Raw genomic sequence first — 24,654 nt, 5'->3', positions numbered from 1 at the left:
CCAATTTTAATCTGAGGCGCTTAATACCAACGCTTCGATGACCGTTTATAAGTAGTACTTACTAAATAGTACTTGTCAGATAGTGCTTACTAGATAGTGCATCTATTTATTGCATAGGGCCTGCCATGATTATTTCAGCACCTACGGACTACCGCCAAGCTGCCAAGCGCCGTATTCCTCCCTTTCTTTTTCATTATGCTGATGGTGGGTCATACGCAGAGCATACGCTGAAACGAAACGTTGAAGACCTCGCAGGTATCGCATTGCGGCAGCGTGTGCTGAACGATATGTCATCGCTCTCACTCGAAACCGAGCTGTTTGGCGAAAAAATGGCGATGCCTCTTGCGCTGGCGCCGGTGGGCTTGACGGGGATGTATGCGAGGCGTGGTGAAGTTCAGGCGGCTCGGGCGGCCACTAAAAAAGGCATACCGTTTACGCTCTCGACAGTATCGGTGTGCCCTATTGCGGAAGTAGCCGCGGCGGTTGATCGCCCCATCTGGTTCCAGCTTTATGTGCTAAAAGATCGCGGCTTTATGAAGCACGTGCTGGAGCGTGCTAAGGCCGCAGGCGTTAAGACGCTGATTTTTACCGTCGATATGCCGGTTCCAGGGGCGCGTTATCGCGATGCCCATTCAGGCATGAGCGGTAAGAGTGGGCCAATGAGGCGTATGCTGCAGGCCGCGCTGCATCCTTTATGGGCTTGGGATGTGGGCATTCATGGTCGTCCACATGATCTAGGTAACGTGTCTGATTATCGTGGTAAGCCTACAGAGCTTGAGGACTATATAGCTTGGCTGGGTGACAACTTCGACCCCTCTATCTCTTGGAAAGACCTGGATTGGATTCGTGAGCAGTGGGATGGCCCGATGATCATCAAGGGCATTCTCGACCCTCAAGATGCGCGTGATGCTGTGCGTTTCGGTGCAGATGGGATTGTGGTTTCCAACCATGGTGGTCGTCAGTTAGATGGCGTTCCCTCTACTGCGCGTGCCCTTCCTGCTATTGCGGATGCGGTTAAGGGCGATCTGACTATCCTGGCTGACTCCGGAGTGCGCAACGGTTTGGATGTAGTAAGGATGATTGCTATGGGGGCCGATACAGCATTGATTGGCCGTGCCTTCATCTATGCGCTGGCCACTGCTGGGGAGGCGGGTGTTGCCAATCTGCTAGAGCTTTTCGATAAAGAGATGCGGGTCGCGATGACATTGACCGGCGCGCGAACGATTGCCGACCTTAGCCCAGAATCGTTGGTGTCGGGCGCTATGAAAGAGTTTGAGCATCCTATTAGATAGTCGGCAGCCTGCTTGATAGAACAGTGGTGGTGTTTTTTTACAAAAGCCCTTGCCAACCCGGCCGCGAATCCGTAAAGTACGCATCCGCTGCCGGGGACGCCAAGCGTTACCAGCGGTGCATGAAGGTGAAAACCTTCGGTTTGTCAGTAGGTTAGAGCAGTTGTTTGGCTCGCCTCGTTCGCTGAATTCAGTCACTGAAAACAGCGGTTGACAATCACCAGGAAATGCGTAGAATACGCCTTCCTCGCTGAGGCAACACGGTTCAAGTCATCGAGCCAACACAGCGAAACAGCTCTTTAACAATTTGATCAGGTAATTCATGTGGGCGCTTGCCGATGAGGGTGATAAATCACCAAATATCAAGGCAAGCGCACAAGAAAGATTTTCGAATCTTTCGAATTCGTTTGAACCTTGAGCCAAGTTTGATGCGCTTCTGTTGCTTTCGAGTGACAGGTAAGCATCACAATGATTTTAAACTGAAGAGTTTGATCATGGCTCAGATTGAACGCTGGCGGCAGGCCTAACACATGCAAGTCGAGCGGTAACAGGTCTAGCTTGCTAGATGCTGACGAGCGGCGGACGGGTGAGTAATGCATAGGAATCTGCCCGGTAGTGGGGGATAACCTGGGGAAACCCAGGCTAATACCGCATACGTCCTACGGGAGAAAGGGGGCTCCGGCTCCCGCTATTGGATGAGCCTATGTCGGATTAGCTAGTTGGTGAGGTAATGGCTCACCAAGGCAACGATCCGTAGCTGGTCTGAGAGGATGATCAGCCACATCGGGACTGAGACACGGCCCGAACTCCTACGGGAGGCAGCAGTGGGGAATATTGGACAATGGGGGCAACCCTGATCCAGCCATGCCGCGTGTGTGAAGAAGGCCCTCGGGTTGTAAAGCACTTTCAGCGAGGAAGAACGCCTAGGGGTTAATACCCCCTAGGAAAGACATCACTCGCAGAAGAAGCACCGGCTAACTCCGTGCCAGCAGCCGCGGTAATACGGAGGGTGCAAGCGTTAATCGGAATTACTGGGCGTAAAGCGCGCGTAGGTGGCTTGATAAGCCGGTTGTGAAAGCCCCGGGCTCAACCTGGGAACGGCATCCGGAACTGTCAAGCTAGAGTGCAGGAGAGGAAGGTAGAATTCCCGGTGTAGCGGTGAAATGCGTAGAGATCGGGAGGAATACCAGTGGCGAAGGCGGCCTTCTGGACTGACACTGACACTGAGGTGCGAAAGCGTGGGTAGCAAACAGGATTAGATACCCTGGTAGTCCACGCCGTAAACGATGTCGACCAGCCGTTGGGTGCCTAGCGCACTTTGTGGCGAAGTTAACGCGATAAGTCGACCGCCTGGGGAGTACGGCCGCAAGGTTAAAACTCAAATGAATTGACGGGGGCCCGCACAAGCGGTGGAGCATGTGGTTTAATTCGATGCAACGCGAAGAACCTTACCTACTCTTGACATCCTGCGAACTTGTGAGAGATCACTTGGTGCCTTCGGGAACGCAGAGACAGGTGCTGCATGGCTGTCGTCAGCTCGTGTTGTGAAATGTTGGGTTAAGTCCCGTAACGAGCGCAACCCTTGTCCTTATTTGCCAGCGGGTAATGCCGGGAACTCTAAGGAGACTGCCGGTGACAAACCGGAGGAAGGTGGGGACGACGTCAAGTCATCATGGCCCTTACGAGTAGGGCTACACACGTGCTACAATGGCCGGTACAAAGGGTTGCCAACTCGCGAGAGTGAGCTAATCCCGAAAAGCCGGTCTCAGTCCGGATCGGAGTCTGCAACTCGACTCCGTGAAGTCGGAATCGCTAGTAATCGTGAATCAGAATGTCACGGTGAATACGTTCCCGGGCCTTGTACACACCGCCCGTCACACCATGGGAGTGGACTGCACCAGAAGTGGTTAGCCTAACGCAAGAGGGCGATCACCACGGTGTGGTTCATGACTGGGGTGAAGTCGTAACAAGGTAGCCGTAGGGGAACCTGCGGCTGGATCACCTCCTTAAGCGATGCATCATCCTCGCGGTAAGCGCTCACAATGAATTGCCTGATCAGAATGCTGTTGATACGCAGTGATAAGCGAATGCTTTTTTCACATTAAAAGAAAAAGAAAGGTCTTCTCTCTTTTTTTAACGTGAAAGAACGCTTATCACTGCGCATAGCAGTCGCTCTTTAACAATGTATATCATGCTGACATAAACACTTCTTAGAAGTGTTTATACGTAATTGTTTTGTGATACGTCTCAAGCGTATCCGGCAATCGTTATCATTGCGACATCCAGACTCCTTCGGGTTATAGGGTCAAGCAATGAAGCGCACACGGTGGATGCCTAGGCAGCCAGAGGCGATGAAAGACGTGGTAGCCTGCGATAAGGCTCGGCGAGGTGGCAAACAACCTGTGACCCGGGCATCTCTGAATGGGGAAACCCACTCAGCATAAGCTGAGTATCTTGCGCTGAATACATAGGCGTAAGAGGCGAACCAGGGGAACTGAAACATCTAAGTACCCTGAGGAAAAGAAATCAACCGAGATTCCCCTAGTAGCGGCGAGCGAACGGGGACCAGCCCTTAAGCATGAGACTGATTAGGCGAACACGCTGGGAAGCGTGGCCGTAGCGGGTGATAGCCCCGTAGTCGAAAATCTGATCATGTGAAATCGAGTAGGTCGGGGCACGAGAAACCTTGACTGAAGACGGGGGGACCATCCTCCAAGGCTAAATACTCCTGGCTGACCGATAGTGAACCAGTACCGTGAGGGAAAGGCGAAAAGAACCCCGGAGAGGGGAGTGAAATAGATCCTGAAACCGTGTGCGTACAAGCAGTAGGAGCAGACTTGTTCTGTGACTGCGTACCTTTTGTATAATGGGTCAGCGACTTATATTCAGTGGCGAGGTTAACCGTTTAGGGGAGCCGTAGGGAAACCGAGTCTTAACTGGGCGACACAGTCGCTGGATATAGACCCGAAACCGAGCGATCTATCCATGAGCAGGGTGAAGATTGAGTAACATCAATTGGAGGCCCGAACCAGGATCTGTTGAAAAAGATTTGGATGACTTGTGGATCGGAGTGAAAGGCTAATCAAGCTCGGAGATAGCTGGTTCTCCTCGAAAGCTATTTAGGTAGCGCCTCACGTATCACCGCCGGGGGTAGAGCACTGTTTCGGCTAGGGGGTCATCCCGACTTACCAACCCGAGGCAAACTCCGAATACCGGTGAGTGCGAGCGTGGGAGACACACGGCGGGTGCTAACGTCCGTCGTGAAAAGGGAAACAACCCAGACCGTCAGCTAAGGTCCCCAAATCCTGGTTAAGTGGGAAACGATGTGGGAAGGCTCAGACAGCTAGGAGGTTGGCTTAGAAGCAGCCATCCTTTAAAGAAAGCGTAATAGCTCACTAGTCGAGTCGGCCTGCGCGGAAGATGTAACGGGGCTAAACCAGGTACCGAAGCTACGGGTGCATTCTTAGGAATGCGCGGTAGAGGAGCGTCGTGTAAGCCGATGAAGGTGAATTGAGAAGTTCGCTGGAGGTATCACGAGTGCGAATGCTGACATGAGTAACGATAAAGGGAGTGAAAAACTCCCTCGCCGGAAGACCAAGGGTTTCTGTTCGACGCTAATCGGAGCAGAGTGAGTCGGCCCCTAAGGCGAGGCCGAAAGGCGTAGTCGATGGGAAACGGGTCAATATTCCCGTACCGGACATGATTGCGATGGGGGGACGGAGAAGGCTAGGTGAGCCAGGCGTTGGTTGTCCTGGTGAAAGTGAGTAGGCTGGGGTCTTAGGTAAATCCGGGACCCTTTAAGGCCGAGACACGAGACGAAGACACCACGGTGTCGAAGTCATCAATGCCACGCTTCCAGGAAAAGCCTCTAAGCTTCAGATCATGTGCGACCGTACCCCAAACCGACACAGGTGGTCAGGGTGAGAATCCCAAGGCGCTTGAGAGAACTCGGGTGAAGGAACTAGGCAAAATGGTGCCGTAACTTCGGGAGAAGGCACGCCGGCGTAGGGTGACGAGACTTGCTCTCTCAGCCCGAACCGGTCGAAGATACCAGGTGGCTGCAACTGTTTAGTAAAAACACAGCACTCTGCTAACTCGTAAGAGGACGTATAGGGTGTGACGCCTGCCCGGTGCCGGAAGGTTAAATGATGGTGTTAGCCGTAAGGCGAAGCTCTTGATTGAAGCCCCGGTAAACGGCGGCCGTAACTATAACGGTCCTAAGGTAGCGAAATTCCTTGTCGGGTAAGTTCCGACCTGCACGAATGGCGTAATGATGGCCACGCTGTCTCCACCCGAGACTCAGTGAAATTGAAATCGCCGTGAAGATGCGGTGTACCCGCGGCTAGACGGAAAGACCCCGTGAACCTTTACTATAGCTTCACACTGGACGCTGATGTTGCCTGTGTAGGATAGCTGGGAGGCTTTGAAACCCGGACGCCAGTTCGGGTGGAGCCAACCTTGAAATACCAGCCTGGCATCATTGGCGTTCTCACTCAGGTCCGTTATCCGGATCGAGGACAGTGTGTGGTGGGTAGTTTGACTGGGGCGGTCTCCTCCCAAAGAGTAACGGAGGAGCACGAAGGTACCCTCAGCACGGTCGGACATCGTGCAATGAGTGCAAGAGCATAAGGGTGCTTGACTGCGAGACAGACACGTCGAGCAGGTGCGAAAGCAGGTTCTAGTGATCCGGTGGTTCTGTATGGAAGGGCCATCGCTCAACGGATAAAAGGTACTCCGGGGATAACAGGCTGATACCGCCCAAGAGTTCACATCGACGGCGGTGTTTGGCACCTCGATGTCGGCTCATCACATCCTGGGGCTGAAGTCGGTCCCAAGGGTATGGCTGTTCGCCATTTAAAGTGGTACGCGAGCTGGGTTTAGAACGTCGTGAGACAGTTCGGTCCCTATCTGCCGTGGGCGTTGGATGTTTGAGAAGAGCTGCTCCTAGTACGAGAGGACCGGAGTGGACGACCCTCTGGTGTTCCGGTTGTCACGCCAGTGGCATTGCCGGGTAGCTATGGTCGGACAGGATAACCGCTGAAAGCATCTAAGCGGGAAGCCCCCTTCAAGATGAGACATCCCCGAGGCCTTGAGCCTCCTAAAGGGCCCAGCGAGACCAGCTGGTTGATAGGCACGGTGTGGAAGCGCTGCAAGGCGTTGAGCTAACGTGTACTAATGGCCCGTGAGGCTTGACCCTATAACACCCAAGGGGTCTGGTCGCAGTGATAACGAACACCGGATACGCAGCGGCAAGCCAAGACGCTTGCTGACAAGAGACGATCACAAAACACGCATTGCCTGTTCAGCATGATATGCATTACAAGTTACGCCTGACGACCATAGCGAGCGTGAACCACCTGATCCCTTGCCGAACTCAGCAGTGAAACCGCTTAGCGCCGATGGTAGTGTGGGGTCTCCCCATGCGAGAGTAGGTCATCGTCAGGCACTTATACCGCAAAAAACCCAGCCAACCGGCTGGGTTTTTTGTTTGTCTGGAAGAAACAGGTCACATCCACTAGGGATAATGACCATAAAGATCGTGTTATTCACCATTCGATAGGCTCCCCTGCCCAGTCCCAAAAGCTGCCGCTATCGTCTGGCGTGCGTTTGGACATTACCTGTAGCAACTGTTCTGCTACAAAGTCAGGCGTAAATAACTTTTCGTTGGGAACACGCGCCTGAAAGGGCTTTGAAAGCGCGGTGTCGGTAGTGCCAGGATGGAGGCATAGCACGATTAACTGTTTGTTCAGTCTAGCCAATTCAATTGAGGCAGTTTTCATCAGCATATTATGCGCTGCCTTACTGGCACGGTAGCTATACCAGCCGCCAAAGCCGTTATCAGTAATCGAGCCAACACGGGCAGACAAGCTGGCAATAATCGCTGGATGTATACCTTGCAGCGATGGCTTAAGAGCGGTAATGAGTCGCGCAGGCGTAGCAGCATTAATATGCATAACGTGAGCAAACGAGGCGGCATTAAATTGTTCAAGGCGTTTTTCTGGCTGAAGCTGAAGGTCATCGTCGTGAAGAGTGCCGATTGAATTGAACAGTAAATGTACAGGACGTTTGTTTACCAGCTGAGCAAGTTCTTCAATGCCACGCTCGGTAGTGACATCAGCAGTAAGCGCTGTCAGACGGGGTGCATCATACGGAAATAGAGAACGGCTTACCGCAATCACTTCACCGGCTTGATCAGAGGCGAGTAAGGCTTTAACGATTGCCTTACCAATCCCGCCACCGGCGCCAGTAACAATAGCAGTGAAGTCATTGGGAAGGTGGGAAAGCATGGGCATACTCCAAAAAGAGAACAGTCTGATTCTCATTGAAGCGCCTTGTACAGCTTTTGTCTATGTTTTAATTGAGGATCGTTTTAATTACGGACTGGGTTACTAAGCCGAAGCATTGATGCGTCCCGGCTGTGCACTGTTCCGGCCATTGGGCTTATAGAGGGTTTTTTCAGCAATTTGTCGAATATAATCCAGCATCTGCTGGTTGTGCTTCATGCGTAGAGAAAGCATTTGCCCTGTCAGCTCGTTCATACGCGCAACACGTGCACTTTTATCAATCAGGCTTTCCCAAGCCGCTTTGCAGTTTGCATCAGTCGCTGCCGCAAGCGCGCCAGCAGCACCATCATCATATCCCAGCCGCTTTTGTACAGAGCGGCGCACTCCCTCAATGCGTTCCAGCTCGCCAAGCAGGACTTGCTTGGTATGCGCAATATTGGTTAGCGCATCACCATCAATATCGCCCTTCGTTAACTGGGTGTGCTCATTAGAGAGCAGAGCCTCTAGCTCATCAAGGCGGCTTTTCTGGTCATTGAGTAAACGTTCAAGGCTCATTATTTGCCTCTTAAGACTCGTTTAAATTAGCAATTAAGCCATCTGCAATGCGATCAGCGCGTATTTCAAGCCGACCTTCTCGAATAGCATCGCGAATTTCTTGGACTTTCGCCGTGTCAACATCTTGAGAGCTATCAACACTAGACTGGCTCAGCTGCGTAGACTCTCGAGTCGCGCTGCCTGTGTCTAGCGGTTTAGCTTCATTTGTTTTCTGAACGTCATCACGCTGCTGGGCTTGATTAGAACGGAGCAGCGGATTGATATTGTCGATTTTCACGTTGTTTGCCTCATCGTCAACGTTGGGGCGGCATGCGCTATAGTGTTAACTATCGGCCAGTCGGGAACAGACTTTAGGCGCTGTGTTAAAAATCTACGACCAAAACTCCTTGACCAACCACGCGTGCTGTCACCATTTCACGTGTGTCGAAGCGAACCCGAATACGCTCATCTTGAGCACCGTTAGCGAGTGCTTCACCTTCACGGGATACACGAAAGCCCGTGCCTTGGGCAATCACCGTAACGCGCTGCCCCCTTTCTACTAGGTGAGGTGCTTGCAGGTAGTGGGCTTGGAAGGTGCTGCCGCTGCGAATAGGACGCTGGGCAACCATGCCTATAATACCGTCTGGCTCAGTGAGTGCTTGCGCTGCTAGATCCCCAAGATTGCCTTCGCGCTGGCTTAACATATCGCGGGTGATTAACGTGCCCCGCGCGATATCTCTATTAGCGACTGAATAACTGCCGATGATATCGATTTGAGCTTGGATATAGCGTACCTGTCGCCGTTCCTCACCACACCGCACACCCACAGAGACACGCCCAATCGGTGTTTGGTTCGCATTAGGGAAAAAAGGCTCAGGCGCTACGCAGGCAGCAAGGTGGGGCGAGGGTGGGGAGATATCGATAACAACTTCCTGCCCCAGCGCATGAGAATGGCTATACAGAAACTGCTGTACAGCGTCTACTAGCTCCTGGTCGTTAGCCTGCGCCTGGAGAGATGTAAAAAAGGTGACAAAACAGACGAATAGAAAACGTTTTAAAACTGCCAAACAGCGTAATACTGGGCGCGAGGGGCTGGGCATATGCGAATCGCTCAATCTTGAAGGCTGATGATAAACATCGACTAGAAAGTGTAGTGCAAAAGCTTCCTAGGCATCATGCGAAATGCTGGTGTAAACAGCAGCTGTTCCATGCTTTAGGCTGACTTAGCAACGCCTATTATTCATCATCAACAATTTCCGATTTATTTTTTGCCTCTCAGCGAGCGAGGGACGGCATGATTGACCAACTTAGTTCCGCCTTTAATTTTCATCAGCAGGCGCTGAACTTACGGCAAGAACGTCACGATGTGCTTGCCGCTAATATAGCGAATGCCGATACGCCCAGCTACAAAGCGCGGGATATCGATTTTGCGAGTGAGCTTAAAAAAGCGGTAGGCAATGGTTCAGCTCCTCAGCAAAGCGGTGGTGTCGCGTTGGCACGTACCTCTGAACGTCATCTGGAAGGCCAGGGCGCTGCATGGCGTGGAGCAGGCAGTGCGGATCTGCTTTATCGAGTTCCTGACCAGCCAAGTCTAGATGGCAATACGGTGGATATGGACCGTGAGCGTACCCAGTTCGCTGATAATGCCGTTCGCTACCAAGCAGCACTAACAATTATGAACCGCCGAATTCAAGGCTTGAAGAATGCGATGCAGCCGGAATAACCCAGCGGTAGGAGAAAAGTAACTTATGTCGATGTTTTCAGCCTTTGATATTGCTAGCTCCGCGATGAGCGCCCAGGCGCAGCGGATGAACGTTACGGCTAGCAATATGGCCAATGCCGACAGCATTGCAGGGCCGGATGGGGAAACCTATCGAGCTAAGCAAGTTATGTTTCAAACTCAGGCACAAAATAACCGCTACGGTGTTGGTGGTGTTCGTGTTACAGAGGTTGTGGAAGATGACTCCCCGCTTCGGCTGGAATACATGCCCAATCACCCTGCCGCTGACGAAGAGGGCTACGTTGCCAAGCCTAACGTGGAGCCAGTGCATGAAATGGTCAACATGATTTCGGCCTCCCGCTCCTACCAAGCTAATGTTGAAGTGTTCAACACAACCAAGCAAATGATGATGAAAACACTCTCGCTGGGAGAGGGCTAAGCCATGATGAACGGTATTGATACCTCTACGTTAAGCAACATCAATGGTAGTCGAGGTGGCGCACAGCTGAATCAAAGCCAGTCTGACGAGCTGCGGAATAGCTTTATGACGCTGCTTATTACGCAGCTTCAGAACCAAGATCCGCTTAATCCGATGGAAAATGCGGAAATGACCTCGCAGTTGGCACAAATTAATACAGTAAGCGGGATTGAGCAGCTCAACGATACGCTCAGCGGCATTACCGAACAGATGAACGCTTCTCAGATGATTCAGGCGTCTGGCTTAATTGGTAACGCTGTGCTCGTGCCGGGTAACAACGTTAAAGTCAATGTTGATGATGAAGGTAATAGCTTTGCCACGCCGTTTGGTATTGAGCTTGCAAAGCCAGCTGAGAGCGTCGAAATTGTTATCCGCAGCCGCGCCGGAGAGGTGGTATACCGCAACGAAGTGAGTGGAGTGAAAGCGGGCGTTGAGTCCTTCCAGTGGGATGGCAAAACTAACGATGGTGAAGCGCTACCCGCTGGCGACTACCGCGTTAGCTATGCCGCCAAAGATGCAGAAGGCAATGAGATAAGCACACAGCCGCTGAACTATGCCCTGGTGCAAGGCGTGACGCCACAAGAGAAAGGTCAAGAGGTGCGCCTGGATTTAGGCGCCATATATGGTCAGGTGACACTCGACCAAGTGAAGCAAATTCTTTGATGGCGTTGCACTAAGCATGTAACAACGCATCACATGACTAAATTCAGGGGAATAGTATGAGTTTTTCACAAGCACTCAGTGGTCTAAACGCACAGCAATCTAAGCTTGCCGTTACCGGCAACAATATTGCTAACTCGCAAACGGTAGGCTTTAAAGGCTCTAACGTGCAGTTTGCTGATGTTTATGCCCAGCAGATTGGGTTAGGTACGCGGGTTTCAGCGACTATGCAGGATTTCACCCAGGGCAATATCGAGGCATCAGGCCGTAACTTGGATTTGGCGATTGCCGGTGAAGGCTTCTTCCGCTTCCAGCTCCCCAATGGCGATATTGGCTACTCCCGCAACGGCCAGCTAAACCTGACTGCCGATGGTCGTCTGGTGAACTCTCAGGGCGCTCAGATTATGGGTTTCCCTGCGGATGATGACGGTAACGTGCAAGGAGGGGGAGATGTAGAGCCTTTAAATGTGCCGGCAGGCGATTTAGAGGCCAATGCAACCGATGAGGCTAGTATCTCGTTAAACTTGGATGCAGGTGTAGAAGCTCTTGATCCTAATGGGTTCGATGCTGAAAATGTTTCTACTTACAATTATTCCACCAATGCTACTATTTATGATTCCCAAGGGAATGCTCGCAACCTGACGCTTTATTTTATAAAAGATATAAATGAGGTAAATGATTGGGAAATTCGCGGGCGAGTCAGTGGCGGCCCGGACGGGGCAGAAGAGTACAACAATATAGATTTAGGTACTCTTGAATTTAACCAAAACGGAACCCTGGCTGGCGATAACTCGACTGCTTTAGCACTAAATACCCAAGAGTTTGCCGCAGGCGCGCAGTTCGAGGCTTTGAATATAGATTTCAATTTTAATGGCACTACCCAATTTTCAAATAATTCTACCGTGAATAATATTGAGCAAACTGGCTATACCTCCGGTGTATTAGTGGGCACCACCATCGAAGAAGATGGCACTGTGATGATGAACTACTCCAACGAGCAGTCACGCGCGGCTGGCCAGATTGCGATGGTGAGCTTCCGTAACCCAGAAGGATTAAACCCTTCAGGCGACAACCTTTGGTCCGCCACCGCCTCTTCTGGCCCTGAACTGGTAGGTGCCCCGGGAACCGGACAGCGGGGGTTGATTCAGGCGAGCGCGATTGAAACCTCAAACGTGGATTTAGCCCGCGAGCTGGTGGATATGATCGTCGCTCAGCGTGCCTATCAGGCCAACTCGCAAACCATCAGCACCCAGGATGAACTCCTGCAAACCATTATCAATATTTAATTAATGGCGGCGTAGGGAGTTTTCTATGGATCGCATGCTATATACCGCCATGAGCGGTGCTAAGCACACGATGGATCAGCAGTCCGTCATTAGCCAAAACCTGTCGAATGTATCTACCGCAGGTTTTCGTGCCCAGCTGCAGGCGGCGCGGTCAGTGCCGGTGATGGGGGATGGCGCACTGGCAACCCGCGTATCGGCGGTGACGACGACGCCTGGCACCGATTTCTCCCAAGGCCCTATTGAGCGAACGGGTCGCTCCCTGGATGTCGCCATGCAGGACAATGCCTGGATGGCGGTATTAGCGGATGACGGCACCGAGACCTATACCCGACGCGGCGACTTACAGTTAGACAACGACGGTGTGCTGCTAAGCGTAGGCCGGCCGGTGATGGGCGACGGTGGCCCCATTGCCCTGCCGCAAGGGGCGCAAATATCGATTGGTGCCGACGGCACGATTAGTGCGATTCCCCAAGGCGAAGGGCCAGAGGCGCTGGTTGATGTTGGCCGTATTAAGCTAGTAACGCCGGATGAGCAAGGGCTAACACGCGGCGATGATGGCCTCTTTCGTGCACCTGTTAATGAAGAGGGGGCGCCTGGGGTACTGCAGGCAGATGACGAAGCGCGGATCGTCAGCGGTGCGCTAGAGGGAAGCAACGTCAGCGCTGTGGATGCCATGGTGTCGATGATTGACGTGGCGCGCCGTTACGATATGCAGATGAAAATGCTCAGCACCGCCGATGAGAATGCTCAGCGGGCTAATAGCATTCTATCTATTCAAGGCTGATTAACGCCTCTCAGTTAAGGGAACACGAATATGATTTCGTCCTTGTGGACCGCTAAGACGGGGCTTGAGTCTCAGCAAACTAAGCTAGACGTTATTTCCAATAACCTAGCTAACGTCAGTACCAACGGCTTTAAGCGTTCGCGGCCGGTGTTTGAAGACCTGCTTTATCAAAATATGCGCCAACCCGGCGCACAGAACAATATTCAGGACAGGCTCCCTTCCGGGATGCAAATTGGCACAGGGGTCCGGGCCGTTGCCACTGAGCGTCTGCACACCCAGGGTGGGTTGGAAGAGACCAGTAACTCCCGTGATCTAGCGATTAATGGTGAAGGCTTTTTCCAAGTGTTGCTGCCTGACGGCACGGTTGGCTATACCCGAGACGGCAGCTTTCAGCTAAATGAGAACGGCCAGATGGTAACCGCTAATGGCTACCCGTTAGAGCCCGCTATTTTTATTCCAGAAAACGCGCTGTCTGTAACGATTGGTGAAGATGGCACGGTGAGTGTGCGTCAGCCTGGTATTGCTCAGGATGCGGACATTGGCCAAATCAATGTTGCCTCGTTTATTAATCCCGCTGGCCTGGAAAGTGTGGGGGGAAACTTGTATCTGGAAACAGGCGCATCGGGTGCCCCTAACCAAAACGTACCTGGCAATAACGGGGCAGGCCGGTTGTTTCAGGGATATGTAGAAACGTCCAACGTGAACGTTGTTGAAGAAATGGTCAATATGATTCAGACCCAGCGGGCTTATGAAATTAATAGTAAGGCAGTATCGACCAGTGATGAAATGTTGGCGCGTCTCAGTCAGCTCTAACACTGTTAATTCATAGGGCTTTTTTCACAGGGCGTACCATGCTGGAACTGCACGCTATTTCTCGCCGGATAACGTTAATTGGTTTAGCGTTTTTTATTGTGCTTATTGCAGGCTGCGCACAAATCCCCCGTGCTTCTGTGGTGGGAGAGCAAGAGCAGATTACCATTGTGGATCGGCCACCACCGGTCGCCAATGGCTCGATTTATCAAGTGCGCCGCGGTTACCAGCCACTGTTTGAAGATCGCCGACCCCGGGCTATCGGCGATATTTTAACCATTGTGCTGGACGAAGAGGTGAGCGCGAGTAAAAACGCGCAATCGAATGCGAACCGTTCGGGCAGCGCAGGTCTTAACTTGGCGCAACTGCCAGATGTGCTAGACACCCTGGCGGAGTACGGTTTTGATGTGTCGGGGGAGAGCGACTTTGCGGGCGGCGGTGGCTCTCAAGCGAATAATACATTTACCGGCACGATTACGGTCTCTGTTTTGGAAGTGATGAATAATGGCAACTTGCGCGTGCGTGGCGAAAAGCAAATCGCGATTAACCAGGGAACTGAATTTATTCGTTTCTCTGGGGTGGTGAACCCGCGTACGATCACCGCACAAAATACTGTGCCTTCTACTCAGGTAGCCGATGCCCGCATAGAGTATGTAGGGGATGGCTATATCAATGAGGCGCAACATATGGGTTGGTTGCAGCGTTTCTTCATCAATGTGTCGCCATTCTAGGCGCGTTCAAGGCCCGACAAATAGAGGCTTAAAATGGCTAAGCAGCAAAGCAATCAACAGACATTCAAGCGGTGGGGGTTGCGGTTAGTAACGCTACTGTTGCTCTTTGTAGTTACCTCGGTCTCTGCGTCAGAGCGAGTGCGCGAATTAGCCGGGTTTGCAGGCGTTCGAGATAACCAGCTGGTGGGTTACGGTTTGGTGGTGGGCCTTGATAGCACGGGCGACCAAACCACGCAGGCGCCGTTTACCAGCCAAAGTTTGACCAATATGCTGTCGCAGCTTGGTGTCACTGTACCGCCTGGCACTAACTTGCAGCTGCGTAACGTGGCGGCGGTGATGGTGACGGCTGACTTACCACCGTTCTCCCGCCCGGGCCAGCGTTTGGACATAGTGGTTTCGTCCATAGCCAATGCCCGCAGCCTTCGCGGTGGCACGCTGTTAATGACGCCCTTGAAAGGGGCTGATGGCGATACGTACGCGATTGCTCAAGGCAATATGCTGGTCGGTGGTGCGGGTGCCCAAGCGGGGGGTAGCAGTGTTCAGGTGAACCAGCAGGCCTCTGGACGTATTCCTAATGGCGCGCTGGTGGAGCGTGAAGTGCCGCTTAATTTAGGCGGCAATGGCGGTGTACTAGAGCTGCAGCTAAACGAGTCAGATTTTGGCACGGCACAGCGTGTGGTAACGGCGATTAATAACGAGTTCGGCCAAACCGTTGCCTATGCGCGCAATGGGCGTGTGATCGCTTTGGACGGCCCCATGGACGAAAATGCCCGGGTCAATTTTATGGCGCGGGTAGAAAATGTACGCGTCACGCCGATGGATGCGCCTGCACGCGTTGTGCTTAATGCGCGTACGGGCTCCGTGGTGATGAATAGCGCGGTCACGCTGCGCCAGGCCGCCGTTGCTCATGGCAATCTATCCATTATGATTGATACGCAGTTTGGGGTTAGCCAGCCAGCACCCTTTGGCGAAGGCGAAACGGTGGTGGTCCCGAACACGGATATAGAGATTGAGCAGCAAGAAGCCTTTCTTCAGATTGTTGAAGGTGCGCAGCTCAACGAGGTGGTGAACGCATTGAACGCGCTGGGGGCAACCCCTCAAGATTTAATGTCGATTTTAGAAGCGCTAAAAGCCTCAGGTTCGCTGCGAGCTGAACTGGAGGTTATCTGATGAGCATGAACGATATGTCCAGTCAGTTTGCGCTTGATATGAATGGCTTTCAGCGTCTTCAGCACAATGCGCGAATCGACCCAGAAGCCGGGGTGCAGGGCGCCGCTCAGCAGTTTGAAGCACTGTTCGTACAGATGATGATGAAAAGTATGCGCGATGCGGTGCCCTCCTCGGATTTGTTCAACAGCACGACAACGGATACCTATCAGCAAATGCTGGATCAGCAGTGGTCACAGGTAGTCTCATCTAAAGGGATGGGGCTAGCGGACATGCTGGTGGAACAGCTACAACGTCAAGGAGCTGTTGGTAGTACGGGGAACCGTGCGGATCAGGAGTTACAGGCGCTAATTGCGGGTATTCCCCGTGGCACACCGCGCGTCTTGGATGGCGCTTTACAGCCACAAGGGCAGAGTGAAACCGGCGGTCGCTTCCTGTCTGAGCTAGAGGCCATCAGACAGAGCGCTACGGCGGGGGCTAGCACTGAAGAAGCACATACTGAATCAACCGCAGCGCCAGGCGCTGATGTAGCTGTTTTCTCCAACGCGCCCGACCATGTTCAGCAGTTTCTGACACAGCTCTCCGCACCTGCACAGGCGGCAAGTCAGGCGAGTGGCGTACCTGCGGAATTGATTTTGGCGCAAGCAGCGCTGGAAACAGGCTGGGGGCGTCATGAAATTGCTACCCGCCAAGGCAGTAACAGTCATAACTTATTCGGTATCAAGGCAGGCAGCCACTGGCAGGGCAAGACCACCGATGTGGTGACTCATGAATATATTAATGGCCAACGTACCCAGGTCGTTGATACGTTCCGCGTTTATGACTCGTTTGAGCACGCGTTTACCGACTATGCAAACTTGATTGGCAATAACCCCCGCTATGCCGGTGTGTTGCAAGCAGCCAACGCAGAGCAGGCGGCTCGCGAGCTTCAGCAGGGCGGCTATGCGACAGACCCCCGCTATGCGGATAAGCTGGTGGCTATCATGAATACGATGGGGCCGTTGAGCTCAGGGCGTCATCTATTGGCAGATGCGCGTTAACGCCATTAGGCACTCAAGTTTTTCTGCTCGTTGCCGATAGGAAATTATCGGCCTAAGGAAGTGAATCATGAGCATGTTTTCAGTAGGACTCAGCGGTCTCAATGCTGCACAAAGCGCCCTGAACACAACCAGTAATAATATCAGCAACGTTTATACGCCTGGCTATAACCGGGAAATCACTAAACTGGGCGAAGGTTTTGCGTCAACGGGAGGCGTCCAGGTCAATGATATTGAGCGCCAGTTTAACCAGTACGTGGCTGCCCAGCTGAATAGTGCCAAAACCCAGTCAAGCGCGTTAAGTACTTACTACAATCAGGTGTCGCAAATTGACAACCTGCTGGCGGACCGCGAAGCTGGACTTGCGCCGCTAATGCAGAATTTTTTCTCTTCGTTAGAAGACTTGGCAAGTGCCCCTTCAGACCCAGCTGCCCGCCAGGGCGTCTTGGGTACAGCGAACACATTAAGCGCCCAGTTCCGCTCTTTTGATGGCTATCTGCAGGATATGCAGACAAACATCAATAATCAGATTAAAGATGAAATTACCCAAGTTAATAACACCACCGAGCAGATCGCGGGCTTAAACCGAGAAATAGCGCTGGCGCGCGCGCGCACGGGCGAAGCGCCTAATAGCTTGCTGAATCAGCGGGATCAGCTGGTATCTGAGCTGAACGAGCGTATGGATCTCCGTCTTAATATCCAAGATGGTAAAACTTATAATATAAGTTTGCCCAATGGCCAGCCATTGGTGACCGGAGCCGACTCTTTCAAGTTAGAGGCTATGGAGTCTCCCAGTGATCCTCAGCGTATCGTAGTAGGTTACAGAGACGGGGGAGGTAATCCCTCAGCACTGAATGAAAAAGTAATTTCAGGCGGTGCGTTAGGTGGGCTGATGTCCTTCCGCTCAGAAACCCTCGATAAAACGCAGAACCAAATCGGTCAGCTTGCGGTTTCACTTTCGGTGGCGTTTAACGAGCAGCATAAGCAGGGCGTGGATCTTAACGGTGAGCAGGGTGAAGATTTTTTCACGGTTCGCACGCCTCAAGCGTATGGCAATACCAACAATAGTGCAGAAGTTGCCTCTATTGAATTCGATACCGCCAATATTGACCAGCTAAGGGCGACCGACTACACCGTGCGTTTTGAGGGTACTCCTGCTGAGCCTGTCGTAACACGCAATGATAACGGCTCGGTTGTTGAAAATGCCGTGTGGGATGCAGATGAAGAAACGCTCTCCTTTGGTGGCGTGACGATGACGTTTGACGGCGATCTCGAAAGCGGTGACCGCTTTGAGGTTCAGCCCGTTCGTCGCGCTGGCGCAGGCATGGAAGCGAATATTGGTGATTTGGATAAGATTGCGGCGGGTAGCTTTGATATCGCAATTGGTTTAAGCAGCGATATGGATATAAGTGGTTTACAGGTATCGGGGGCTAACGCCTTCGCTAACTCAGAACCGCCACTTGAATTTAGCTTAGATAATAGCGGCGTACTTACGATAGAAAACTTTAACGGAGCTACGATTCAAGTCAATGGTGAGACACGTTCAATCAATGGCGCAGGTGTTGTTGTAGATGAAAATGATGATCCACTCGTGATTACAGAAGAGAGCGTCATCACTATAGATGGAGTGTCATTTACGATTAATGAAATTGGTGATTCGACTTTAAGCCTTTCTCAAGCAACCACCGCTTCCGGCGATAACCGCAACGCCTTAGCACTACAAAACCTCCAAGCTGAATCAATCGTGGGTGGCAACGCCTCGTTCAGCGGTGCCTACGGGGCGATGGTTAGCGATGTGGGTAACCGTACTAATATTACCCAGGTGAACCTAGATGCGCGCCAGGGTTTGACCGATCAGCTGCGCGCTGTGCAGCAGTCTGAGTCCGGCGTTAATCTCGATGAAGAAGCGGCCAATCTGATTCGCTTTCAGCAGTTTTACCAAGCCAATGCTCGTGTGATTGATACGGCTTCTAATATTTTCGATACGATTCTTGGCCTGCGCAGCTAACGTTTAGGAGTACCGCGACATGCGAATTAGCACCGTCACTATGTTTGAGCAGAGCACCGCGTCTCTTAACCGTCAGCAGGGCGATTTTTTAAAAGTTAGCCAGCAAATTGCCAGCGGCCGGCGAGTGGTTAATCCCTCGGATGACCCGCAAGCGGCCTCGCGTGCTGTGGGGGTTGATCAATCCAAAGCAGTAACGCAGCAGTATACGGACTCGCGGGTGTCCGCCCGTAACTCACTTGCGCAAACCGAAAGCATACTAAACAGTGTTAGCGATGCGGTGACTAGCGCTAAGACGCTGCTCATACAAGCCTCCAGCGATACGCTGAGCGATGTGGACCGTGAATCCATTGCCAGTGAACTCAAGGGCGTTTATGAAACGATGATCGGCCAGGCCAATGCCACCGATGGCAACGGCCGCTATCTGTTTGGTGGCTACGCAGACAACGCGCCGCCCTTCGTTAAAGATGCCGATGGTAATGTGCAGTATAAGGGTGACAGTAACGCCCGTGAGCAGCGTGTGGATGCCTCGCGATTAATGCCCGTTACGGAAAACGGTAAGTCTATTTTCCAAAGCGTGCCTAGCGGCGCAGGTTATGCTGCTGAAGCGGTTAAAACTGACAACAACGGTAATCGTTTAGTAGGTGAGAGCGCGAGAAACGATGGTAGTGTGACGTTTAGCGGCCCACAGGTTACCGATGTTACTGACGATGACTATGGTCAAAGTTATCGCCTAGTGTTTGCTGACAATCCTGATCCAGCTTCAGAGAATGACTTTATTTATCAGGTGCAGCGTTTTGAAAATGGTGCTTGGCTTGATAGCGCTACTGATCTGGTGGAGACGGGTGAGTATAAAGGCGAAGGCCAACAGCTATCCTTCGGCGGCATCTCAGTTTCGCTGCAAGGCCAGCCTGAAGCTGGTGATGAAGTCCTGATTGCGCGCTCAGGCAGCGAGCAGCGTAAGCCGGATCTCTTCCGTACCATGGAAGAGGCGATTCGCGTCTTAGAAAATCCCGCTGATAACGACACTAAAAAAGCCGATTTACGCAACACTCTCAACACGTCAATGCGTGATTTAGACAATGCGTTGGATAACGTACTTACCGTACGTGCCTCGGCAGGTGCGCGCTTGAACGAGCTAGATGTGATTGACGCAGTCGGCGGCAATCGGATGTTGAACTACGAGCAGACGCTGTCGGACTTGGTTGATCTCGATTACGCATCGGCGATTTCCGAGTACAGCTTGCGTCAAATTGGTCTGCAGGCTGCCCAGAAAGCCTTTGTCGATGTAAAAGGCATGTCGCTGTTTGACTTTATGCGTTAAGCCAAGCGAGTGTAGACTAAAACCCTCTGTGCCGTTTGGCGCAGGGGGTTTTTAGCTTAAGGGTGCCATGGTTTCAATCAAGCTCTGCATAAAAGTTAGCCCTTGGCTAAATAGCCGCTGCAAGAAGCGACCAATATCAGTCATTAGCACCATTAATAAGATGAGCCCAACGGTCAATGAGGTGGGAAAGCCAATATTGAAGACCGTGAGCTGCGGTGCAGAGCGGTTAAGGATGCCCAGCGAGAGGCTAATAATTAATAAGGAACCGGCGAGCGGCAAGGCGAGCAGCATGCCAGACGCAAAAATAGTCCCTGCGTAGCGTGCCAACAGCTCAAAGGCATTGGGGTTCAGCGTACCGATGCCGACTGGCAGGGTTTGGAAGCTCATGACCAGAGTTTCTAACACCATCAAGTGGCCGTTAAGCGCCACAAACATCAGCAGCGTAATCATATATAGAATGCGCGATAGCACCATAATATTGGTGCCGCTGGAGAGGTCAAAAAAGCTCGCAAACGCTAAGCCCATCTGCAAACCAATAAACTCCCCGGCTGCCTGTACGACCGCAAAAATGATATGCATTACCAAGCCGATCGCCAGGCCAATTAAGATTTGCTCCACCATAATACCTACCCCTGCCCAAGACATAATGGGCACACTGGGCATCGCAGGTAAAACAGGGGCGATTACCACCGCAACAAGCGCGGCTATGCCCACTTTTGCCTGATTGGGAATGCTGGAGTGTCCCCATAGTGGGGATGCCGCCATAAAGGCAGTAATTCGCGCGAATGGCCAAAGAAATGCCACTAACCAGCCTTGTAGCTGGGCGAATGTGACCTCAACCATGTGATTTACAACACCATACTAGGGATGCTGGTGAATAAGCGGTGGGTAAAGTCGGTAATTAACCCAAGTAGCCACGGTCCAGCGAGTACCAGCACAGCAAAAACGGCCAATATTTTGGGAATGAAGGTCAGCGTCATTTCGTTGATTTGTGTAGCGGCCTGAAACAAGCTGACTAGCAGGCCGGTGAAGAGTGCGGCCAGTAACATTGGCCCAGCAAGAAAAAGGGTTACGCGCATGCCCTGGTAAGCAATGCTCATTACCATTTCTGGGGTCATGGTCTGCTCCTTGTCGTCTGTTGCGACAGTTAAATCATGTAAAAGCTTTCAGCTAGTGAGCCAATAATTAACTGCCAGCCGTCTACCAGGATAAACAGCATCAACTTGAAAGGTAGTGAAATAGTAATGGGGGGTACCATCATCATACCGAGCGCCATCAAGGTGCTGGCAACGACCAAGTCGATAATTAAAAACGGGATGAAAATGGTGAAACCAATCTGAAACGCAGTTTTCAATTCGCTGGTCACAAAAGCGGGTAGCAGTACGCGCATGGGCAGCTCTTCTGGTCCTTGCATAGGGCCAACATCGGCTAGGCGCACAAAGAGCGCTAGGTCAGGCTCACGGGTTTGCGCGAGCATAAATTCGCGGAAAGGGTCTTGGGCAAGTAGTAAAAACTCTTCAAAATTGATGGTCTCTTCTGTGAGCGGCACCCAAGCATTGTCATACACCTGGGCCAAGACAGGAGACATAATAAAAAACGTTAGAAACAGGGCAATGCCTAATAGCACTTGGTTAGGCGGTGTGGCCTGTGTACCCATTGCGGTTCTCAGCAAACTAAGCACAATGATGATGCGCGTAAAGCTGGTCATCATGAGCAGCATCGCCGGCAAAAACGCTAGCGAGCTTAAAAAGAGTAGCGTTTGTAGTGAAAGCGACCATTGCTGGCCACCATCTTCCAGCGGCTGCGATACGAGTCCTGGTAACTGTTGCGCCTGAGCAGGAAAAGCGACTGTTAAACAGCCAGCAACAATAGCGCTTAACAGCCACCAGCGATGCCGGTAGGGCCAGGAGAGGTGCATTGCATATCTCATGTTCTGTTTGGATCAGAAGAGGTGGGAGCTTCACTGCTCCGCTTACCACGATGGCCTGCTAGCGCTTGAGCTAAGCGGTTCGAAAAACGATTCTGAGGTGCTTGTGAGGTGGCGGCTGGGCGATCAGTGGGGGCATCACGCTCGTGTAACTTAGTAATACGTCCGCCGCTAACTCCTAAGACTAACCATGTGTCTTCGATCTCGACCACAACAACGCGCTCGCGGCTGCCCACCGCAGTGCTGTCCACAATGCGTAAGCGGGCACCTTGATGGTGACGCACAGTTTGCCAACGTTTCAATAATGCGGTGCATAGCAGGATAATGGCTATAACAAGCGCAAGCGCGGCGGCTGTTTTGCCGAGCATTGCCATCCCTATTAGGGCGTCACCGCTGCCGCCTAGGGCGTCAATGGGCGTGCTTTGTGTGGTAGAGGTAGCAACGCTCATCGATTTAGTTTGTGTATACGCTCAGAGGGGGTGATGATCTCTGTAATACGAATGCCATACTTATCTTCGACGACCACCACCTCGCCTTGCGCGATTAAGTAGCCATTGATCAATATATCCATCGGTTCGCCAGCCAACCCCTCAAGCTCAATAACCGACCCCTGGGCAAGCTCAAGCAGTTGCTTAATCGTCAGTTTAGTGCGACCTAGCTCTACGGTGAGCTTAACCGGGATATCCATGATCATTTCAAGATCACGCGACTGGGCATTGCCGCTTTCAGGGCCAAGCGGGCGAAAGACCTCGTCACTCGCGGACTTGGCTACCGGCGCTTCCGGCTCGGGTTCAGCGGCGGCCTCTGTTTGCTCTGCCGCCTCTTGCTCAGCCATGGCAGCCGCCCAAGGATCCTCATCATTGCTGGTAGCGTCGGCCTCTTCCTGCTCTGCCATCGCGGCGGACCAGAGATCGTCTTCACCGGCGTTGGCCTTTGGTTCTTCTTGCTCAGACATGGCGTCCGCCCAATCGTCAGTAGAAATTTTTTGATCGGGTTTGTTAGGATCAGTCATGCTTTGGGTTCCTTGGCTTTCTGTCGCGTTGAACCTTTAATAAAGTCCTTGGACGACACGTTATTCAATGCGGCATGGTCGATCATACGCAGGACACGTAACGCGCGCTGTTGAAGCTGGCTACCGTACTCACACTCCATAACCGGTACACCATCCACACGCGCAGTGATGGTTTGTGGAATATCCATGGGCAGCACGTCACCTTTTTTCAGCCCCATCACATGGGCAATACGGCTAGGTATCTGAGCAAACTCTGCCACTAACTCGACTTCTGAGTGTCGTAGTTCGCTAGCCATACGGCGCGACCATGTACCATCGTGGTCATGGTTACTGTCGTTAATAGGGTTGACCAGCAAGTCACGAAGCGGCTCAATCATCGCGTAGGGCATGCATACCTGGAAGTTGCTGGACAGGTTGCCAACCTCGATATTGAACTTGGTATTGACCACAATCTCATTAGGCGAGTTAGTGATGTTGGCAAACTTTGACTGCACTTCAGAGCGTAAAAAATGTGCCTCGATAGGGTAAACCACTTTCCACGCTTCTTGATAGGCTTCAAGCGCGAGGTTCAGAAGCCGTTGAATAATTCGCTGTTCCGTATTGGTGAATTCGCGCCCATCGGATTTGGTGACAAAGCGTCCGTCTCCGCCAAACAGGTTATCCACCACCATAAAGACAAGATTAGGGGGAAAGACCACCAGTGCGGATCCGCGCAGCGGCTTCATGGACACCAAGTTCAAGTTGGTGGGCACAGGCACATTACGCGAAAAATCGCTGAAGCTTTGATAGCGCACTGATTCAACGGTGATATCGGCGCTACGGCGAATCAAGTTAAATAAGCTGTTACGGAAGTAACGTGCAAAGCGCTCGTTAATAAAATCAAGCGCATGTAAGCGTTCGCGGATGACCCGGTGCTGTGTAGCCGGATCATAAGGGCGAATACGCGCTTCACTTTCGGCATGGGATGTCGAAGCCGATGGCTCGTCATCCCCGCTGACGCCCTTAAGAAGGGCATCAATTTCTTCCTGGGACAGTAGATCGTCCTGTGACATGAACGGCTCCAGTTCCCGAGGTTATTGCACAATGAATTCAGTGAAGAGCACTTCTCGCAAATCGAGAGGCGGCTGATTGTCTGTCAAAGGTACAGTAAGCCGGCCAATAATCGCCTGCGCCAGCTCTTCCTTTCCTTCAGTAGAGGTCAGCTCACTCGCCTGTTTGCCTGACAACAAAATCAGCAAACGGCTACGCACTTGTGGCATGTGCTCTTCAATAATGGTTTTGCTTTGCTCGTTGCCGACAAGCAGCGTAATACCCGTGTACAGAAGGCGTGAGCCGTAGCGGTCATCTGCGAGATTGACAGTAAAGGGCTCTATGCGGGTAAAGACCGGTGTTTCGCGCTCCACTACCTGCTGTATTTCGCCGCCTTCTGTGCCTCCCCGCTGGTCTAACACCATATATATCGCTGCTGCTGCGCCCGCAGACGACAGCACTACTAGAATAATCATTATCCAGAGCAGTTTTTTGGATCCGCTGCTTGTTTCTGCCATTTACTGTTCCCGTGATCTTGACGCATGACGCTAGCCAAGCATTATGCCTAACGCAGATG

General features: G+C 52.1%; 23 protein-coding genes and 3 rRNA genes. 15 read left to right on the top strand and 11 right to left on the bottom strand.

Annotation, left to right across the window (positions count from 1 at the left end; all coding sequences use genetic code 11):
* Window positions 1–125: 125 nt before the first annotated feature.
* The 4 genes from lldD to rrf all read left to right on the top strand — a co-directional run bounded on the left by lldD (window position 126) and on the right by rrf (window position 6,734).
* Complete coding sequence (gene lldD / locus LOS15_RS13635) at window positions 126–1,292, top strand: FMN-dependent L-lactate dehydrogenase LldD (RefSeq protein ID WP_263066483.1); 1,167 nt, start codon at window positions 126–128, stop codon at window positions 1,290–1,292.
* 473 nt (window positions 1,293–1,765) lie between these two features.
* Window positions 1,766–3,298 (top strand): 16S ribosomal RNA (locus LOS15_RS13630).
* Window positions 3,299–3,592: 294 nt separating this feature from the next.
* Window positions 3,593–6,486, top strand: a 23S ribosomal RNA gene (locus LOS15_RS13625).
* Window positions 6,487–6,618: 132 nt separating this feature from the next.
* Window positions 6,619–6,734 (top strand): 5S ribosomal RNA (rrf, locus tag LOS15_RS13620).
* The 16S, 23S and 5S rRNA genes sit together here, the layout of an rRNA operon.
* Before the next feature lie 101 nt (window positions 6,735–6,835).
* On the opposite strand, the gene LOS15_RS13615 is transcribed toward rrf, so the two are convergent.
* The 4 genes from LOS15_RS13615 to flgA form a co-directional block, all read right to left on the bottom strand.
* On the bottom strand, window positions 6,836–7,576 hold the full coding sequence (locus tag LOS15_RS13615; RefSeq protein ID WP_263069737.1) for an SDR family NAD(P)-dependent oxidoreductase: 741 nt from the start codon (window positions 7,574–7,576) through the stop codon (window positions 6,836–6,838).
* 102 nt (window positions 7,577–7,678) lie between these two features.
* Complete coding sequence (locus LOS15_RS13610; RefSeq protein ID WP_263066482.1) at window positions 7,679–8,128, bottom strand: flagella synthesis protein FlgN; 450 nt, start codon at window positions 8,126–8,128, stop codon at window positions 7,679–7,681.
* A 10-nt stretch (window positions 8,129–8,138) separates the two neighbouring features.
* Window positions 8,139–8,405 carry a flagellar biosynthesis anti-sigma factor FlgM gene (gene flgM, locus LOS15_RS13605; RefSeq protein ID WP_263066481.1) on the bottom strand — a complete coding sequence of 89 codons (267 nt, stop codon included), beginning with the start codon at window positions 8,403–8,405 and terminating at the stop codon, window positions 8,139–8,141.
* Between the two features lie 85 nt (window positions 8,406–8,490).
* On the bottom strand, window positions 8,491–9,207 hold the full coding sequence (flgA, locus tag LOS15_RS13600; RefSeq protein WP_263066480.1) for a flagellar basal body P-ring formation chaperone FlgA: 717 nt from the start codon (window positions 9,205–9,207) through the stop codon (window positions 8,491–8,493).
* A 194-nt stretch (window positions 9,208–9,401) separates the two neighbouring features.
* Here flgA and flgB point away from each other — a divergent pair, with 194 nt between their 5' ends.
* The 11 genes from flgB to flgL all read left to right on the top strand — a co-directional run bounded on the left by flgB (window position 9,402) and on the right by flgL (window position 20,109).
* Window positions 9,402–9,830 (top strand): flagellar basal body rod protein FlgB, encoded by a 429-nt coding sequence (flgB, locus tag LOS15_RS13595; RefSeq protein WP_263066479.1) that lies wholly within the window; start codon window positions 9,402–9,404, stop codon window positions 9,828–9,830.
* Window positions 9,831–9,855: 25 nt separating this feature from the next.
* Window positions 9,856–10,266, top strand: coding sequence for a flagellar basal body rod protein FlgC (gene flgC / locus LOS15_RS13590; protein WP_263066478.1), 411 nt, complete (start codon window positions 9,856–9,858; stop codon window positions 10,264–10,266).
* 3 nt (window positions 10,267–10,269) lie between these two features.
* Window positions 10,270–10,968, top strand: coding sequence for a flagellar hook assembly protein FlgD (locus LOS15_RS13585; protein ID WP_263066476.1), 699 nt, complete (start codon window positions 10,270–10,272; stop codon window positions 10,966–10,968).
* 56 nt (window positions 10,969–11,024) lie between these two features.
* Complete coding sequence (flgE, locus tag LOS15_RS13580; protein ID WP_263066475.1) at window positions 11,025–12,251, top strand: flagellar hook protein FlgE; 1,227 nt, start codon at window positions 11,025–11,027, stop codon at window positions 12,249–12,251.
* A gap of 25 nt (window positions 12,252–12,276) precedes the next feature.
* Window positions 12,277–13,035: a flagellar basal-body rod protein FlgF gene (gene flgF, locus LOS15_RS13575; RefSeq protein WP_263066474.1), complete on the top strand. Its 759-nt coding sequence runs from the start codon at window positions 12,277–12,279 to the stop codon at window positions 13,033–13,035.
* 30 nt (window positions 13,036–13,065) lie between these two features.
* Window positions 13,066–13,848 carry a flagellar basal-body rod protein FlgG gene (gene flgG, locus LOS15_RS13570; protein WP_263066473.1) on the top strand — a complete coding sequence of 261 codons (783 nt, stop codon included), beginning with the start codon at window positions 13,066–13,068 and terminating at the stop codon, window positions 13,846–13,848.
* Window positions 13,849–13,886: 38 nt separating this feature from the next.
* On the top strand, window positions 13,887–14,576 hold the full coding sequence (locus LOS15_RS13565; RefSeq protein ID WP_263066472.1) for a flagellar basal body L-ring protein FlgH: 690 nt from the start codon (window positions 13,887–13,889) through the stop codon (window positions 14,574–14,576).
* A gap of 33 nt (window positions 14,577–14,609) precedes the next feature.
* Window positions 14,610–15,746 (top strand): flagellar basal body P-ring protein FlgI, encoded by a 1,137-nt coding sequence (locus LOS15_RS13560; protein WP_263066471.1) that lies wholly within the window; start codon window positions 14,610–14,612, stop codon window positions 15,744–15,746.
* The gene (gene flgJ, locus LOS15_RS13555; protein WP_263066470.1) at window positions 15,746–16,783 is read left to right on the top strand and encodes a flagellar assembly peptidoglycan hydrolase FlgJ; all 1,038 of its coding nucleotides are present in this window, start codon (window positions 15,746–15,748) and stop codon (window positions 16,781–16,783) included. The genes LOS15_RS13560 and flgJ overlap by 1 nt, the downstream gene beginning before the upstream one ends.
* Window positions 16,784–16,850: 67 nt before the next feature.
* A complete protein-coding gene (gene flgK / locus LOS15_RS13550) occupies window positions 16,851–18,788 on the top strand; it encodes a flagellar hook-associated protein FlgK (protein WP_263066469.1) in 1,938 nt (645 codons plus the stop codon).
* 19 nt (window positions 18,789–18,807) lie between these two features.
* The gene (gene flgL, locus LOS15_RS13545) at window positions 18,808–20,109 is read left to right on the top strand and encodes a flagellar hook-associated protein FlgL (RefSeq protein ID WP_263066468.1); all 1,302 of its coding nucleotides are present in this window, start codon (window positions 18,808–18,810) and stop codon (window positions 20,107–20,109) included.
* A 51-nt stretch (window positions 20,110–20,160) separates the two neighbouring features.
* Here flgL and fliR read toward each other — a convergent pair whose 3' ends face one another.
* From fliR to fliL, 7 genes are read right to left on the bottom strand one after another with little or no spacing between them, the layout of a single operon-like run.
* Window positions 20,161–20,952, bottom strand: a complete 792-nt coding sequence (fliR, locus tag LOS15_RS13540) for a flagellar biosynthetic protein FliR (protein ID WP_263066467.1) — start codon at window positions 20,950–20,952, stop codon at window positions 20,161–20,163.
* Between the two features lie 5 nt (window positions 20,953–20,957).
* A complete protein-coding gene (fliQ, locus tag LOS15_RS13535; RefSeq protein ID WP_263066466.1) occupies window positions 20,958–21,227 on the bottom strand; it encodes a flagellar biosynthesis protein FliQ in 270 nt (89 codons plus the stop codon).
* Window positions 21,228–21,256: 29 nt separating this feature from the next.
* Window positions 21,257–22,027 carry a flagellar type III secretion system pore protein FliP gene (gene fliP, locus LOS15_RS13530; RefSeq protein ID WP_263066465.1) on the bottom strand — a complete coding sequence of 257 codons (771 nt, stop codon included), beginning with the start codon at window positions 22,025–22,027 and terminating at the stop codon, window positions 21,257–21,259.
* Between the two features lie 8 nt (window positions 22,028–22,035).
* A complete protein-coding gene (gene fliO, locus LOS15_RS13525) occupies window positions 22,036–22,485 on the bottom strand; it encodes a flagellar biosynthetic protein FliO (RefSeq protein WP_263066464.1) in 450 nt (149 codons plus the stop codon).
* Window positions 22,482–23,048 carry a flagellar motor switch protein FliN gene (fliN, locus tag LOS15_RS13520; RefSeq protein ID WP_263066463.1) on the bottom strand — a complete coding sequence of 189 codons (567 nt, stop codon included), beginning with the start codon at window positions 23,046–23,048 and terminating at the stop codon, window positions 22,482–22,484. The genes fliO and fliN overlap by 4 nt, the downstream gene beginning before the upstream one ends.
* Window positions 23,045–24,100, bottom strand: a complete 1,056-nt coding sequence (gene fliM, locus LOS15_RS13515; RefSeq protein WP_263066462.1) for a flagellar motor switch protein FliM — start codon at window positions 24,098–24,100, stop codon at window positions 23,045–23,047. The genes fliN and fliM overlap by 4 nt, the downstream gene beginning before the upstream one ends.
* Window positions 24,101–24,121: 21 nt before the next feature.
* On the bottom strand, window positions 24,122–24,595 hold the full coding sequence (gene fliL / locus LOS15_RS13510; RefSeq protein ID WP_263066461.1) for a flagellar basal body-associated protein FliL: 474 nt from the start codon (window positions 24,593–24,595) through the stop codon (window positions 24,122–24,124).
* Window positions 24,596–24,654: the final 59 nt, after the last annotated feature.

Origin of the sequence: Halomonas sp. 7T, from assembly GCF_025643255.1 — a bacterium.
GTDB lineage: Bacteria > Pseudomonadota > Gammaproteobacteria > Pseudomonadales > Halomonadaceae > Vreelandella.
This window is presented reverse-complemented; position numbering and strand designations above follow the sequence as displayed.